We start from the raw sequence: 16657 nt of genomic DNA on the forward strand, positions 1-16657 counted from the left end.
CGAACACTAGCCCACGCGGCGGGCCGCGGCCAGCACCGCGTAGCTGCGTACGCGTTCACTGCGCCGATTGAATCGATGACAGCGGCGGGCGCCGGCCGACCCCGAGGATCAGCAAGGCGGCCAGGGTGAGCAGGGCAAACACGCCTCCGGCCAGAAACGTCATGCTCGAACCATAGGCATCCCAGAGCGCGCCGGCGGCAATGCTGGCGACGAGCAGGGCGATGCCCGAAACGAGACTGAAGACCCCAAATCCGGTGCCGCGCCAGCTCGACGGCACGGTATCGGCGATCAGGGCGGAAAGCAGCCCCTGGGTCATACCCATGTGCAGGCCCCAAAGCGCGGCGCCGAGAAAGGCGCCGAGCGGTCCGCCAGCCATCGCCAATGCGGCATCCGCTGCGACCAGCACCAGAAGACCGGTGCCGAACAGGCCGCGACGCGACCAGCGGTCGGAAAGCACGCCGACCGGCCACGCCGATACGGTGTAGACCACGCTCATGGTCACGAAGATCAGCGGCACCAGGGTATTGGACAAACCGAGCTGGGCACCGCGCAGGATCAGGAAGGCCTCGCTGAAGCGGGCCAGCGAGAGCAACCCGCCCACGACCACGACCTTCCAGAACGGCGCGCCGAGGCTGGCCAGGCCGGCGCGCGTGATCGGCAAACGCGCCGCGCGGTGCGGGGTCGACGGTTCGCGCACGAAAAGGACGATCAGGGCGACGGCAACAAGGCCAGGCAGCACCGCGAACCAGAGCACGGCGTGGATGTCGCCGAGCAGCAGGGCCATCAGGCCGACCGCGAGCAAAGGTCCGACCACGGCACCGACCGTATCCATCGACTGGCGCAGGCCGAACGCGGCACCGCGCACGGCTTCGGGAGTGACATCGGCGATCAGGGCATCGCGTGGCGCACCGCGCACGCCCTTGCCGAAGCGATCGAGCAGTCGCGCGGTGACGATCGTGCCGATCGATCCGGCCAGCGGAAACAGCGGCTTGACCGCCGCGGCAAGGCCGTAGCCGAACAGCACCAGCGGCTTGCGCTTGCCGAAGGCATCGCTGATGTAACCCGAAAACACCTTGGTGATCAGGACCAGGCTTTCGGCCGCCCCCTCGATCAGGCCGATGGTCAGTGCGCTGGCGCCGAGGCCACCGGCCAGCAGCACCGGCAACAGGCTGTGCACCATCTCCGAGCCGACGTCGGTGAACAGGCTGACGAAGCCAAGCGCCCAGACGCTGCCCGGGATGCGTGGCCGGCCGGAACCCGATGTTGCCATCTGCCGATTCTCCTCGTGGCCGGCCCGGACGGTCGGCAATGCCGTGATCGTAGGCAGTCCGGGCGAAAACGTCACGGCCGGAATCTTGCGATCGCCATTTCGTTTCGCCCGCCGGACTGCGTTCTAGGGACCAGACGCAACCCACAAGGAGTCCGACCATGCGCCCCCTGATCCCGCTGCTGCTCAGCCTGCTGCTCGCTTCGCCCGCCCTCGCGACCTCGTTCACGGTCAATAGCCAGGCCGACGTCGGCGACGACAACCTCGGCGACAATGTCTGCCATGCGATCCTCGGACTGCCCGGCGTCTGCACGCTGCGCGCCGCGGTCCAGGAAGCCAATGCGCACGCGGGCTCCGACACGATCTTCCTCACGGCCGGCCAGGTCTACACGCTGACCCGCGCCGGCCAGGACGACAATGCGGGCAATGGCGACCTCGACATCACCGACGACGTTACGATCCTGTTCCTCGCCTCGGGTGCGCGTCCGGTCGTCGACGTGAATGGTCGCGAACGCGCCTTTGAAGTGCTCAACGACGCCAACCTGACCCTGTTCGGCTTCGACATCACGGGCGGCGACGCCACCGTGGCGGGTGATCAGAGCGGTGGCGGCGTTGCTCTCAATTTCGCCTCGGGCATCGTGCAGATCTCCTTCATGCGCTTCTACGGAAATCGCGCCAACTTCGGCGGTGCCGTCTACAACGATGGCGACAGCACGACCATCAGCTCTTCGGAATTCTTCGACAACGAATCGGAAAACGATTTCGCCGACAGCATCGGCAGCGCGATCCACAATCGCGGTTCGATCACGATCGAATACTCGAGCATCTTCGCCAACTCCGGTGTCGGCGGAAACAATGCCATTGCCGTTTCCAACCGCCCGCCCAACGTTGGCGTGCCGAACATGGTCGTTTCGAACTCGACGATCGCCGAGAACATCGGCGTCGGCCTGTGGAGCGAGGACGAGGGCAACCTGACCGTGCGCAATTCGACCATCGTCGGCAATACCGGCGTCGGCCTGCGCCTTGCGGGAGTCGATCCGTCGCTGTTCCTGCGCGTCAGCGTGATCGCACGCAACGGCGCGACCGATTGCGTGTTCACCGGCGCACCGGGCACGCTCAGCCTCGATCGCTACAATCTCGACTCCGACAACACCTGCGGCCTCGCCTCGGGAACGTCGAACTATCCGAACACGAATCCGCGGCTGACACCGCTCGCCCGCCACGGCGGCTTTACCCATGTCAGCTGGCCGCTGACCAACAGCCCCCTGATCGACCAGGGCCACCCGGTCATCGGCAGCATCGGCTGCGAGGCCGACGATCAGCAATTCCTCGACCGCCCGGTGGATTTCGACGGCAATGGCAATGCCCGCTGCGATGTCGGTTCGGTCGAACTCGACTCCGATGTGATCTTCCACGACCCGTTCGACCGCCTCTGAACAGCGAATGCCGTGCACCTGCCCACGGTTTTGGCGCGGCGCGGTTGCAAATAGCCACCGCCCGCGCCAGCCTTGGTCCCATGGCCTTCCTGGCATGGGGCATGCGCGCATGCAGCAATCGGGCAACCCGAGCGTGACCCAGCTCATCGCAGCCTGCGGCGATGACGACGACGGCTTGCTGGCCCGCGTGTTTCCGCTGGTCTATGCCGAACTCAAGCAGATTGCGCATCGTGCGTTGTTGCGTGCGAGCGGTGGCGCAACCCTGTCGACCACAGCCCTGGTCAACGAGGCCTATCTCAAGCTTGCCGGTCACACCGACCTTGCCCTCAACGATCGCTCGCACCTGTTCGCCCTGTGCGCACGGGCCATGCGCCAGATCGTCGTCGACCATGCGCGTCGGCACCAGGCCGAGAAGCGCGGCGGGCAACAGGTCGCCATGTCGCTGACCGGGGTCGAGGCGCAAGCCGCCGAGCGCCCGGAGACCATCGTCGCCCTCGACGAGGCGCTGACCACGCTGGCCGAGCGCGATCCGAGGCTCGTACGCATCATCGAGTACCGCGTCTTTGGCGGGCTCGATACGCGACAGATCGCCGATCTGCTCGAACTCACGCCGCGCAGCATCCAGCTCGAGTGGTTGCGCGCGCGGGCCTGGATCGGCCAGGCGCTCGCTCTCGACGAGGAAGCCGGGACGGCGCCATGAGCCGGCATCTGCCCGATCCCGAGCACTGGCGCGAACTCGACGAAGCCTTGCGTGAGTTGCTCGATATCGACGCCGGCGCGCGTGAGGAATGGATCGAGGAACGCTTTCAGGGTCGCCCGGACCTCGCCAACGACCTGCGCCGGCTGGTCGCCTACGCGGAAAAGGCCGGACCGCTGGAGCGGGTCGGCGAGTCGAACGCGGTGATCGACGCCCTCGATGCCCTGCCCGGTGCTGCCGGAACGATCGCCGGTTGGCGACTGCTCCGGCGCATCGGTGCCGGCGGCATGGCCGAGGTCTACCTGGCCGAGCGCGACAACCACGGCGTGACCCAGCGCGCCGCACTGAAACTGATGGCCCGCGGTCTCGGCTCGAGCGACATGCATGCACGCTTCCAGCGCGAGCGCAGCATCCTGGCGCGACTCACCGATTCGCGCATCGCGCGCTACTTCGACGGTGGCATTGCCGAGGACGGGCGTCCGTGGCTGGCCATGGAGCCGATCGAAGGCCTGCCGATCGACGCGTATTGCACGGCCCACCTGCTGCCGCTGCGGGCGCGTCTGGCGCTGTTCCGCGAAGTCTGCGGCGCCGTCGCGCATGCCCATCGGCACCTGATCGTGCACCGCGACATCAAGCCGTCAAACGTCCTGGTCAGCCTCGACGGACAAGTCAAGCTGCTCGATTTCGGCATCGCCAAACCGATTGCCGAAAGCGACGGCGACAGCACCCGCAGCCGCCTGCTGACCCCGCACCACGCCAGCCCCGAACAACTGCGTGGCGAATCGGCGACCACGGTCACCGACGTCTTCCTGCTCGGCCTGCTGCTCTACGAGCTGCTCGTCGGCTGTCGTCCATTCGTCGAATTCGAGGACGACCCGTTCCTGCACGAGCAGGCCCTGCGCGAACGGGAGGCACCCTTGCCGAGCGCGGCCCTGGCCCGTCGCCTCGCGGAGAACCCCGGTGCGGCCGCCGATGTCCAGGCGCGCGAACTGCGCGGCGACCTCGATCGCATCATCCTGTTCGCCCTGCGCAAGGATCCGGCCTCGCGCTATTCCTCGGTGGAACGCTTCGACGCCGATATCGCGGCGTGGCTCGCGGGTCGCCCGGTCTCCGCGCGCGGCGACGCGTTGGGCTACCGCTTGCGCAAGTGGACCGCGCGGCATCGTCTGGCCGCCGCCTCGATCGCCGCCGCCGTGCTGATGGGCGTCATCTACACGGCGTTGCTGGTCCACCAGAACCGGCTCGTCGCCGAACAGCGCGATCATGCCCGCGATGCCGCCGCGCAGGCGTCCGCCGTGCGCGATTTCCTGCTCGATCTGTTCAGCGAGGCGGATCCTTCGCGAGCTCTCGGCGAAAAGCTCAGCGTCGGTGCCGTCCTCGAAAAAGGCAGCGCCCGCATTGCCGATGGCTTCGCCGAGCAGCCGCGCGTGCGCGCCGAAATGCTGCACACGATCGGCACGGCCTGGCACGGCCTCGGCGACCACGCCCGCGCCCGTGACCTGGTCGGCCAGGCGGTCGCATTGCGCCGGCAATGGCCCGAAGCCCGCGTCGACCTGTCGCGCAGCCTCAGCGAGCTGGCCGCGATCGAACGCGACGACAGCCACCTCGAGGAAAGCATCGCGCTCGCACGAGAGGCCGGCGAGCTGGCCGGCGGCGACCTGCATGCGCGCGCGCTGGCCCTCAATGTGCTCGGGGTCGGCCTGCTCATGCACGACCAGGATCTTGGCGCCGCCCGCGCATCCCTCGACCAGGCCATCGCGACCTATCGCGCCTGGCCCACTCCGGATCCCGTGCGCATCGCCGTCGCCCAGGGCAATCGCGCCGCGATCGACCTGACCGATGGTCGATTCGACGAGGCCGAGAGCGGACTCTCAGAAGCGATTTCCGTACTCTCGCCGCGGCTCGGCGACATCCATCCCGAGGTCACCGCCCTGCTCTACAACCTGGCCCGCCTCGAAGAGCGACGCGGCAAGTTCGCGGATGCCGAAACGCATTTCCGCCGCGTCCTGGCCGCCGAGACCGAGGTTCTCGGCGCCGCCCATCCCGACGTCGCCATCGATCGCACACGGCTGGCCTATGTGCTCGCCGAACGCGGCAAACTCGCGGAGGCCGAACAGGGCTTCTCGGCCGCGCTCGCGGTGATGCGCGAGAAGCTGCCAGCCGACCACAAGCGCATCGCCGAGAACCAGATGGGCTACGCCGAGACCCTGGTCGAACTCGATCGTCCAGCCGAAGCCGAATCGCTGATTGGCGAAGCGATCGGCATCCTCGGCAAGCACTTCGAACAGGACGACTGGCGCATCGCCGAAGCGCGGCGCATCCAGGCCCGCGCCTGGCTACATCTCGATCGGCGCGATCGCGCCCTGGCCCAGCTCGAGCAGATCGGACCGATCCTGCTCGCCCAGGCCGCGCCGGTGCCGGACCGCTATCGAGAATCGCTCGATGAAGCCCGCGGTGGCGCGGACACCGCGTCGCCCTCGGCGAATGCGAAGCGGCGCTGAACCATCAAAGGCCCTGTTGCGCGGACTGCGGCGGCTCGCGCTCCAGGCGCAAACCGGAGCGCCCGTCGAGCTTCCCTCCGTGGCTGGATTCGAGTGTCCGTATGCATCCTGGTCGACCGCTGCGCAGGATTCGATCGATCGCAGCTCGGTTCATGCACCGGCTCAGAACGGGTCAAGCGCACTGACCATGACGTAGTACCCATCCGGGTCGCGCAAGGCGAACTCCAGCGTTCCGGTGGCCGGGTTCGTGTTCGGTTCCTCCGCGAGCCGGTCGACCAGCACCCTGGCGCGCGACAGCGCCTGTTCGAAATCGTCGACGCGGAAAAACAGCAGCAGACCATTGCCCGGCTCCGCGCGCTCCGGACTGGACAGCGTCGGGTGGTCGTGCGCGCCCCACGCGTGCAGGCACAGCAAGACCGTGCCATCACTGTCGAGAACCTGTCCGAAATAGTCGTGGGCAGGCGCCGACTCGGGCTGGCCGAACAGCGACTGATACCAACGGCAACTGCGGGCCACGTCGGCCACGCCTATGATGGTCCAGGTGCGCTTCATGGAAAAATCCTCCTGCTTGACGGGCGGACAGCTACCGGTCATGCCGCGAATGGCTGCATCGTCGCGTCCAAGCCTATCGCGAGCCGGCACGCAGATAGCATCCGCGGATCATGCTCGCAGGGAATCCGGACTCGATCCTCCTCCGGAACAAGTACGCTTCGCACCGACTCCCGCTGGTGCATCACCGCAGGCTGGCGGTGGTCCTGAAGCGCAGCAGCCCGACCGATCCCGGCGCCGGTCGTCGCCTGATCATCGATCCGCGAGCCAGGAACGGCGGCGCAAATTGGAATACAGCTGAGTGCCCTCACCCGCTGCGGCGGTCTGGCCCCTGTCCCTCTCAGCGCCGACCGAAGATCACATACACGCTGCCGGCATCCGCATTGCCTTCGGGATCGGCCTGCTGGGCGCCGATGACAAGGTCGTCGAGACCATCGTGGTTGATGTCGGCGCTGGCGACCGAGTTGCCGGAATAATCCTCCTGGGCCTCACCGTCGATGCGGAATCCGTTGCGGCCATCGAGGGCGCCAAGCGAAAACGCCGGTAGGAATTTTCCTCCGTGGCCGAATACGACGTAGCTCGATCCGCTGCCCTCGGCACCGTAGTTGGCGTATTCGGCGCCGATGACCACATCCGCGAAGCCGTCACCGTTCACGTCTCCGGCGGCGTTGACGCGCGCCCCGGTCGAATCACCCGCATGGACTCCGTCGATCCTGAAGCCATTGGTTCCATCGAGGTTGGCGAGCACGAGCGACGGCTCGAAATTGCCGCCGTGCCCGAAGACGACGTAGCTGGTGCCCGCGGTGTATTGCCCGTTCGGACTTGCGAACATCGCGCCGACGATGATGTCGTCGTATCCGTCGCCGTTCACATCGCCCGCGCCACTGACCGAGCTTCCCGCACGTTCGGTGGGACTGCCGGCGAGCCGGAAACCATTCACGCCATCGAGCATTGCCAGCGAAACGGGCGGCCACCGATCGCTGTCACGTCTACCAAAGACGACATACGCCGCGCCCTGCCCGCCGTTTTCGGTCCAGGCGCCGACAATGACGTCGTCGATTCCGTCGCCGTTCACGTCGCCCGCGCGGCTCACCGAGTAGCCAGCCTCCGCGCGCTCCGCGTAGCCGTCGATTCTATAGCCACCGAGCTTTGCGGAACCCAGTTCGCCCAGGGAATTCGGTCCGCTCTTCGCAAGATCGGGACGTCCGTAGACGACGAAGCTGCTTCCCGCATTGAAGATTCCACCCGGTTGCGAAAAATTCGCGCCAATGATGAGGTCCCCCACGCCATCACCATTGATGTCACCGGCACCGTCGACTTCGATTCCGGAGTTGTCGTTCGCCGTGGCGCCGTCGATGCGAAGTCCCGTGCTGTCGGCAACGAGGCTCGCGCTGGTCGGGAACGAACATGCGGCGCGGGCGCACTGCTTTCCGTAGATCACATAGGTGCTGCCGGCGCTGGCGGAGCCGGCCGCCCGTTCGTTGGTGGCACTGGCGAGCAGGTCATCGACTCCGTCGCCGTTCAGGTCGCCGCCCGCGGCGACGGAATAGCCCAGATAGGAATGGGCATTGCCGTCGATGCGGAATCCGCGCGCAAAACCGGAATCCACGAGGTCGTCGAGTCTGATGGGTGAAGTGAACCCGGTATCTCGGCCAAACACCACGTAGGTGCTACCTGCATCTTCGCTATAGCCGGGCGCGCCGATGATCAGATCCTCGATGCCATCGTGATTGACGTCACCCGCGGAACTGACCGAGAAGCCGGCAAAATCCCCGGGCTTGCCGCCGTCGAGGCGCAACCCGTTGCTTCCATCCAGGCTGCCCAATGCCAATACCGATGGATAGGATTGCGCGAACGCCTGTTGGCCGGCGGCGCCGCCGGCGAGCAGCATCGATGCAAGGATCACGAGCGCGCGCCGGCGAACGTGAGAAGACCGGGGTACCGATTTGCGACTGATTTCCGTCTGCGTGTTCATGCACTTCTACCTCGCCCTCGTTGAGTGCTCCCGATACTGATTGGCACTTCATGAGCCGCAATTAACGAAACAGCCCCCTCCCGTCACCCGGTTTAGGCTTCGTTCTTTTTTCGGCCAAATGGGTCGGCAGGTTTCGAAACGGTTCAGGCCGCCACGCCGAAATGGCGCAGATGCGCCCGCTTGCGCCTTGCCCATGCGATGGCCAATATCGAGGCGCAGGAGAGTGCCCAGCGAGGCTCGGCTTCCCCGCCGGCCGGTACCTTGACAAGGCCTGGCCAACCAAGAAGCCTTGCTTCGTTCGCCCGCCCATCTCGAGAAATGCCATGCTTGACCGCCGAGAGTTTCTGATCGCCGCGGGAGCCGCGACGGCCGCATCGCTGACCGCCCGCTTGCATGCAGCCGACGTCCCGGCATGGCCGCCGTACCGCAATACGATCGCGATCGATGGCGAGAGCGGACTCTTCCTGTTCGGATCCGATGCCGACCCGACGGAGACCCCCGCCGAGCTCGCGGCTGCGCGCGCCTCGGGCCTCAGCGCCGTGCTCTTGTCGATCGGCCCGAATGGGCGTTACTGGAACAACGACGCGCAATTCGAAAAGATGAAGGCGCAGCTGGCTCGCGTGCGCGGCATTGTTTCCGCCCGTCCGGACGCGTTCCGCCTGATCGACACGGCGGCCGACCTGCAACGTGCACACGCCGATCATCAACTCGGCCTGATACCGCGCTTCCAGGGCAGCGAACCGATCGGAGAGGACCTCGATCGCGTGGCGCTGTTCCGCACGCTCGGCATCCGCGTCGTGCAGATCACCCATAACCGTCGCAACCTCGCCGGTGACGGTTCGACCGAGCCCGGCAATGCAGGCCTCAGCAATTTCGGCCATGCGCTGATCGAGCGGCTCAATCACGAACGCGTCGTCGTCGACCTGGCGCATGGCTCGCAGCGGACGATGGCCGAAGGCATCGCGGCGTCCAGGGCGCCCGTGCTGATCAGCCACACCGGCTGCCGCGCGCTCGCCGACCTGCCGCGCAACACCGGCGATGCCGAGCTGCGCGCCATGGCCGAACGCGGCGGCGTCGCCGGCATCATCTTCTGGCCGTACCTGCGCACCGACACCCAGCCGATGGCGATCGACGTGGTCCGCCATATCGAGCACGCCATCGATGTCTGTGGCGAGGACCATGTCGGCATCGGCACCGATGGCGGCATCGCCCCCGTTGCGCGCACGCCGCAATTCGAGGCGTCCAATCGCGAGAACGTCAAGGCGATGGTCGGGGACGGCATCTTCGAGCACGGTCGACCCGCCGATCTCTACATGTTCATCCCCGACCTCAATGTCGCCAACCGCTTCGAGCTGCTCGCCGGCATGCTCGCCCGGCGTGGGCACAAGGATGCGCGCATCGAGAAGATCCTCGGCGGCAACTTCGCGCGCGTTTTCGCCGAGGTCTGGCGCTAGACCCGCCGCATCGGGGCGGCGGAGCCTCGCGGGTCGGGCTCGATGGCCCGACACGTGATCTTGCGTCTTGGCAAGTCCCGTTGGATGGCACCGGGAGCGCACGGCACGCGTGTAGAATCGGGTGCTTCCGTGCCAACAGGGGTGTCCGACATGTGCAGACGGTTTCTTGCGCTGGTTGTCCTGGGTTTACTCGCATTGCAGCTTCCGGCGTACGCGGCACCGTCGCAGAACGACGATCTCGATACCTATTTCAAGCCGGTCCAGTGGCGTTCGATCGGCCCGTTCCGCGGCGGGCGCTCGAATGCGAGCACCGGCGTGGTCGGCGACCCTCGAACCTACTACATGGGCACCACCGGCGGCGGCCTCTGGAAGACCGAGGACATGGGCCTGAGCTGGCACAACGTTTCGGACGGCTATTTCAATACGGCGACGATCGGCGCCGTCGCGGTCGCCGCGAGCGATCCGAATGTCATCTACGTCGGCACCGGCGAACATGCCATGCGCGGGGTCATGAGCCATGACGGCGATGGCGTCTATCGATCCACCGATGCCGGCAAGACCTGGAAGCGGGTCGGCCTCGAGCTGACCCAGCACATCGCCCGCATCGTCATCGATCCGCGCGATCCCGATCTCGTCTACGTCGCCGCGCAAGGGGTGACCTTTGCGCCCTCGGCAGAGCGCGGCGTTTACAAGTCCAGTGACGGCGGCACGACGTGGAAGAAGGTGCTGTTCGTGAACGAACGCACCGGCGCTGCGGAACTGTCGATGGACGCGAGCAACCCGCGGATTCTCTACGCGGCCATGTGGGAACACGGCCGGCTGCCATGGAAGGTCATCAGCGGCGGCCCCGGCAGCGGCCTTTACAAATCGACCGACAGCGGCGAGACCTGGGACCGCATGACCGAGGGCCTGCCCGAAGAGATGGGCAAGATGGCGATCGCGGTCAGCCCGGCCAACCCGGACAAGGTCTACGCCCTGATCGAGACCGACTCAATCAAGGACGAGCGCGGCCTGTACATGTCCAGCAATGCCGGCAAGCGCTGGACCAAGGTCAGCAGCGAACCGCAGCTGGTGCAGCGCGCCTGGTACTACATCGAGCTGTTCGCCGACCCGAAGAACGAAAACACCGTGTATGTGATGAGTGCGCCGGCACTGCGCTCCGACGATGGCGGCAAGACCTGGGCCAGGCTGTCGGCGCCGCATGGCGACTTCCACGATCTGTGGATCAACCCGGACGATGCCGACAACTTCATCATCTCCAACGACGGCGGCGCGTCGATCAGCTTCGATCGTGGGCAAAGCTGGAGCACGCAGAACAACATGCCGACCGCCCAGTTCTATCGCATCAACGTCGACAACCAGTTCCCTTACCGGATCTATGCCGGCCAGCAGGACAACAGCTCGGTTTCGATCGCCAGCCGCGAACTCGCCAGCGATCACATCGGACCGGACAGCTGGGTCGCTTCCGCCGGCGGCGAGAGCGCGTTCCTGGCCTTCGACCCCGACAACCCGCGCTACGTGATGGGCGGCAGCTACCAGGGCACGATCGAGGTCATCGACACCAAGGCCAAGGCCGGCACCAATGTCATGCCCGCACCGATCCAGTACCTCGGCATGGACGCCAAGGACATGAAGTACCGCTACAACTGGAACGCGCCAATCGTCTGGAGCCGCTACGAACCCGACACCTTCTTCCACGGCTCTCAGTACCTGCTCAAGAGCACCGACCGCGGCAAGACCTGGAAGGAAATCTCGCCCGATCTGACCCGCAACGAGAAGGACAAACAGGGCACGCCCGGGGGTCCGTTCACCAACGAGGCGGTCGGCGCCGAGAACTACGGTACCCTGGCCTACGTGGTCGAATCACCGCACGAAAAGGGCGTGATCTGGACCGGCAGCGACGATGGCCTCGTGCAGCTGACCCGCGATGGCGGCGCAACCTGGAAGAACGTGACACCACCGCGCCTGGCCGAGTGCCTGATCAACGCGATCGAGGTGTCGCCGTTCGATCCCGGCACGGCCTACATCGCGACCACGCGCTACAAGTTCAACGACCACACACCGGGGCTGTACAAGACCACCAACTACGGCGCGAGCTGGACGAAGATCGACAAGGGCATTCCGGACGGCGCATTCACCCGCGTGGTCCGTGAAGACAATGTGCGCCGCGACCTGCTTTACGCCGGCACCGAGCGCGGCATCTATTTGTCGTGGAACGGCGGCAAGGACTGGACGCCGTTCCAGCTGAACCTGCCGGTGACCCCGATCACCGACCTGCGCGTGCACCAGGGCAACCTCATTGCCGCGACCTCGGGCCGATCGTTCTGGATACTCGACGACCTCAGCCTGATCCGCCAATACACGAAAGACCGGTCCGCCTTCGCGCTGTACAAGCCCGGCAATGCCTACCTGGTCAACGGCAGCAGCGAACTCGACCAGCACGACGCCGAGGACAATGCCGAATTCAAGGGCGCGGACACCTTCAATGGCGTCAATCCGGCGACTGGCATCGTCGTCTACTACCAGCTGCCGGAGCTGCAGAAGACCGATGACATCACGCTGGAGGTTGCCGATGCCGACGGCCACGTCATCCGCAGCTTCTCATCGAAGGCCGTGCCCGATCAGAAGAAATGGGACGGCGGTCCGAAACCCGACCCGCTGCTGCCCAAGGCCAAAGGCCTGAATCGCTTCGTCTGGGATATGCGCTACCCGACCATGACCGGCGTCCCCGACGTCTATTTCGAAGCCAGCTATGCCGGCCACAAGGCGATGCCGGGCAAATACCGGTTCACCCTCAAGTCGGGCGATCAGACCCTTTCGACGGAGGCCGAAATCCTCGCCAATCCGCTCTACAGCACCGATGCAGCCGGCTACCAGGCCTATCACGCGCTGATGTCGCGCATGGAAGCGGCGCTCAGCGCGATGCACCAGCGCGTCAACGAGCTGCACGACAAGCAGACCCAGCTCGAGGCCCTGCTCGGCAAGTTTCCCGGCGACGACAAGGCGAATGCGCTCAAGGCCGCGGGCGAGGCGCTGCAGGCCAAGCTCAAGGCCTGGGACGAAGACATGGTCCAACGCCGCTCGAAGGCCTACGACGATGTCGAGAATTTCCCGAACAAGTTCACCGCCAGCTACCTGTTCCTGATCAACCAGACCGAAAGCAATCTTCCGCAGATCAATGCTTCGACACTCGAAGAACTGCAGCGGCTCGACGCACAATGGGCCACGCTCAAGGCCCGCTCCGACGAACTGCTCGACAAGGATGTTCCGGCCCTGAACAGCACGCTCTGGAAGGCAGGCTACGGCGCCATCTGGCAATAGGCAGGCGGCAGACTGACTGCAAGCAATGGGTTCGAGCCTTGGGGCCCGAACCCATTGCTCGACTCATTTCCATCAGCCGGTTATGCGCGCGCATTCCTTTCAGTGAGCGAAAGAGTGCTCATGGGCCAGGCGCTGCGAACTTCCAGCTTGCTTGAGGCAGGAGTCCATGGTTGAAGACTGGCGCCAGGCCGTGCGCAAGCAAACCGTTCCGCACTGTCACTGAATTCCCACTTTTTGTCATTCCTGCGAAGGCAGGAGTCAAGTGAACTCCGCACTTCCAAAAGCCTTGAAAGTCGCTGGATCCCCGGCGTCGCGGGGATGACGCGCTGGCTTCAGTGCCTTTCCTCTCTGCCTGCTGTTGCTCGGGGGCAAACGGCGTGACGGCATTACTGCTCTAGTGGTTTCCTGCGCTCCATCTCGCGGTTCAGGGCTTCTTTCGCAGTCTCGGCCAGTTCGTGCGCGCGGGTGTAGTCGGCAACGAAGGAGCTGCCGAACCTCGGTTGAAAGACGTATGCCATGAGGAATCCGTATTCGGGTGAGGGGCGCGGGGCCCCGGTCGCGAACGCTTCGTCAAGTCCACGGATCGCGACCGGCAACAGGCAGGCACCCGGCGTGCTGATGCCACGCGCCTGCAGCTTCGACACCCATGGGTAGCGCTCGTCACGCTCGGCTGCGGGCAGCACCGAGAACCGCTCGGCCACGCCCGCGCAGAGTGCGTCGAAGGCCGCACCCATGGTCTTGTAGGGTCGCGGTGGCGGCTCCGGAATCAAGCCATCGAGCAGACGCGCGTAGAGGGGCCCGGTCACCGCATCGGGCTCCAGCGCCTGCAGGGTTTCGACCGGCGGCGGTTCGACACGACCATCGTTGCTCAGCACAAGGATGCCGAAGTCCTCGCGCAAGGTCGCCACGACTTCAGCGCGGGTGGCGAAGCGATCCATCACGTCGAACAGGTGCGGCACCCACAGCGGCATGCCAAGCACGATCGAGATCGTCGCGAGCACGGGTGCATGGCGATGCCAATGTCCCACGAAGAGCTGCGCTACTTTATACGTCACGAAGATTCCCATCGGACCCAGCAGCAGTGCGAGCATCAGGGGCACCCGGTTCCAGCCATCAGGATCGTCGAGAAATGCACCGATCCAGGCATGCTCGGGATCGGAAGCGGAATAGCGCAATTCGATCGCGCTCGACGCCGACGGCCGCACCCAGGCGAACGCCGCGTTCACCAGCGGATCGTTCATGCGTGAACGCAAGGCATCGACCTGGGTCCAGGCGCTGATTGCCGAATCACTGCCGAACGAAAGATCATCGGGAAGATCCGTCTGCAGTTGCCTGAGCAAATCCTCCACACCCGGTTCGGCATATATTTTCGGGCCGACCAACGCGAAGGTACGCTGAAACTTGTCACCCGCAAACGAGGGCGAGAGCCCCTGTGCGACGAAGTGATCGGAGGGATCGGTCGCCAGCACCGTATGCGGTGTACCCGAGGCGTCGAGGAAGCGCAGCAGCGCCTGCTCGCGCATTCCGCAGCCAGCCTCACCCGGAACCACGTGTTCCAGGCCGGTCAGCGCGAGCTGGCGCGCCTGCGACGATTCGCAAACGAAGCGCGACTCGACGATCCGGGCTTGTGTCGAGTTCGCCGCGACCAGGCGTCCGTGCAGGGCCGAGATCCACGGCTGCACGGCGCTCCACGCGAACGCCAACATGATCCCGCCGACCACGGCGAAGGGGAGGCCAATCAGGCGCGCCAGCCACATCCGGGCCTTCAGACCAGCGATGCGCAGCGCAGCGTCTCGGAAACTGAAGTTCTCGGCATTGGGTAGCGGCATCGCGTAATCGCCTCGCGTAACGGGACCCTGGCAGCTCCGATACTGGAGAGAGGCCGGGAAAAGTCGGAACTACGTGGATCTGGACACCGAAAACGCGGGAACCGGACGCCTGGATCGAAGGGCGAATCGCAGGGCGAATCGGGACATCCAAAAAGCCCTCAAGATCCTACGTCACGAATCGATGTTTTCCTACAGACAGCACGGCCTGATCCCGGCACGCTGGCGGCATGACTACGGCACGCCACCTGCTCGTCGATCCTGAAAATCCAGGCTTCTACCACTGCATCTCACGGTGCGTCCGGCGGGCCTGGCTATGCGGAGTCGATCCTTACGATGGAAAGTCCTACGAGCATCGCCGGGCCTGGGTCGAGCAGCGCTTGTTGGAGCTGGCCCAGATCTTCGCCGTCGGCATCTATGCCTATGCGGTAATGAGCAACCATGTACATGTCGTGCTGCGCATCGATCCGACGGCGGCGGCCAAGTGGTCCGATGCGGAAGTGGCGCTGCGCTGGGTGCGGTTGTTTCCGGCGACCGTGGCTGGTGAGACTGACACTGCGGCGTGTCGTCTGAAGGAACAGACCCTGCTCGGCAATCCAGATCGGCTCAGTTCGTGTCGCCAGCGCCTCGGCAGTCTGGCCTGGTTCATGAAGGCGCTCAACGAACCAATCGCGCGTCGGGCCAACCGGGAAGATGCCTGCACCGGACGATTCTGGGAGGGCCGCTACAAGTGCCAAGCCCTGCTCGACGATACTGCCGTACTCACCTGCATGAGCTATGTCGACCTGAATCCGATTCGCGCTGGGATTGCGGAGAATCTCGAGACTTCGGCCCATACCAGCGCCGTGCAACGCATCAAAAACCTTCGATCGGAGCCGGCCACGGCCCAATGGCCATTGGCGTCGATCAACAACACGACCGCCCCCGGCACTCTGCCAATCACGGCCGAAGCGTATCTCGACCTGATCGACTGGACTGCCAGACTGACCCGCGGTGACAAGAGCGGCCGCATTGACATGAGCGAACCGCCCATCCTTCGCAACCTCGGCCTGAGCGAGCATCAGTGGCACCAGCAGACGCTGGGCACGGAAGCCCGCTACTGGCGAGCGATCGGCTCAGCCCGCTCGCTGATGGAGAAGGCCGCAGCCATTGGACAGTCCTGGCTGAGAGGCATCGGCGGCGCCCAGCTGCTGATGCGAAATCGAACCGCCTGATCGCATCTGCCAGAAACTGGATGCCACGCGGGCCGGGGTTGAACGTGGCCGCGGATGCGGGACCGCACCTACAATCCGAGGAATAACGCCTCGACGTCGCCGTTCCTCGTACTTCCCACCCGCCTCCAACGCCTGAAGCCCTTCGCCTCTGCGGCGCGGATCGTCAGCTCGCCTTCTTCAAACCATCACCTTGGAGTTGTGCGTGTCCCGGTTGTTTCTTGGAGTTGTGCGTGTCCCGGTTGTTTCCTTTTCGATCACGGTTGTTCGAGTCTCGGGCGGAAATGAAATCCGGCTCGAAAGCCCGGGAAATCTGGAGGGGGCCGAAATTGGCCCACCCCCTCCCCCTGCTCATTCCTGGTATGGCTGTGCCCCGAGTTGCTCTGCCGTCATCGTAATGGCCAGCGAGTTCGCGATCGA

10 protein-coding genes are annotated in these 16657 nt (G+C 65.2%); 6 read left to right on the forward strand and 4 right to left on the reverse strand.

Translation table 11 applies throughout. The features are described 5' to 3' along the window. Positions 1 to 55 precede the first annotated feature (55 nt). Positions 56 to 1270, reverse strand: a complete 1215-nt coding sequence (locus tag BM125_RS07055) for an MFS transporter (RefSeq protein WP_092406383.1) — start codon at positions 1268 to 1270, stop codon at positions 56 to 58. A 158-nt stretch (positions 1271 to 1428) separates the two neighbouring features. On the opposite strand from BM125_RS07055, the gene BM125_RS07060 reads away from it, so the two are divergent. The 3 genes from BM125_RS07060 to BM125_RS07070 all read left to right on the forward strand — a co-directional run bounded on the left by BM125_RS07060 (position 1429) and on the right by BM125_RS07070 (position 5901). After that, on the forward strand, positions 1429 to 2703 hold the full coding sequence (locus BM125_RS07060; RefSeq protein WP_092406325.1) for a right-handed parallel beta-helix repeat-containing protein: 1275 nt from the start codon (positions 1429 to 1431) through the stop codon (positions 2701 to 2703). Positions 2704 to 2812: 109 nt separating this feature from the next. Then, complete coding sequence (locus BM125_RS07065) at positions 2813 to 3403, forward strand: ECF-type sigma factor (RefSeq protein WP_175497946.1); 591 nt, start codon at positions 2813 to 2815, stop codon at positions 3401 to 3403. Next, the gene (locus tag BM125_RS07070) at positions 3400 to 5901 is read left to right on the forward strand and encodes a serine/threonine-protein kinase (RefSeq protein WP_092406329.1); all 2502 of its coding nucleotides are present in this window, start codon (positions 3400 to 3402) and stop codon (positions 5899 to 5901) included. The genes BM125_RS07065 and BM125_RS07070 overlap by 4 nt, the downstream gene beginning before the upstream one ends. A gap of 162 nt (positions 5902 to 6063) precedes the next feature. Here BM125_RS07070 and BM125_RS07075 read toward each other — a convergent pair whose 3' ends face one another. Beyond that, entirely contained in the window at positions 6064 to 6453 is a 390-nt protein-coding gene (locus BM125_RS07075) for a VOC family protein (protein WP_092406385.1), read from the reverse strand. Positions 6454 to 6790: 337 nt separating this feature from the next. After that, positions 6791 to 8425, reverse strand: coding sequence for an FG-GAP-like repeat-containing protein (locus BM125_RS07080; protein ID WP_092406331.1), 1635 nt, complete (start codon positions 8423 to 8425; stop codon positions 6791 to 6793). A gap of 323 nt (positions 8426 to 8748) precedes the next feature. Here BM125_RS07080 and BM125_RS07085 point away from each other — a divergent pair, with 323 nt between their 5' ends. After that, a complete protein-coding gene (locus BM125_RS07085; RefSeq protein ID WP_175497947.1) occupies positions 8749 to 9879 on the forward strand; it encodes a dipeptidase in 1131 nt (376 codons plus the stop codon). A gap of 195 nt (positions 9880 to 10074) precedes the next feature. After that, positions 10075 to 13200: a WD40/YVTN/BNR-like repeat-containing protein gene (locus BM125_RS07090; protein WP_217647820.1), complete on the forward strand. Its 3126-nt coding sequence runs from the start codon at positions 10075 to 10077 to the stop codon at positions 13198 to 13200. A 386-nt stretch (positions 13201 to 13586) separates the two neighbouring features. On the opposite strand, the gene BM125_RS07095 is transcribed toward BM125_RS07090, so the two are convergent. Continuing rightward, positions 13587 to 15029, reverse strand: coding sequence for a hypothetical protein (locus BM125_RS07095; protein ID WP_092406337.1), 1443 nt, complete (start codon positions 15027 to 15029; stop codon positions 13587 to 13589). Between the two features lie 227 nt (positions 15030 to 15256). Here BM125_RS07095 and BM125_RS07100 point away from each other — a divergent pair, with 227 nt between their 5' ends. Next, positions 15257 to 16240, forward strand: coding sequence for a transposase (locus tag BM125_RS07100; protein WP_092406339.1), 984 nt, complete (start codon positions 15257 to 15259; stop codon positions 16238 to 16240). Positions 16241 to 16657 lie beyond the last annotated feature (417 nt).

The sequence above is a fragment of the Dokdonella immobilis genome, assembly GCF_900115085.1.
In the GTDB taxonomy this organism is placed as follows: Bacteria; Pseudomonadota; Gammaproteobacteria; order Xanthomonadales; family Rhodanobacteraceae; genus Dokdonella; species Dokdonella immobilis.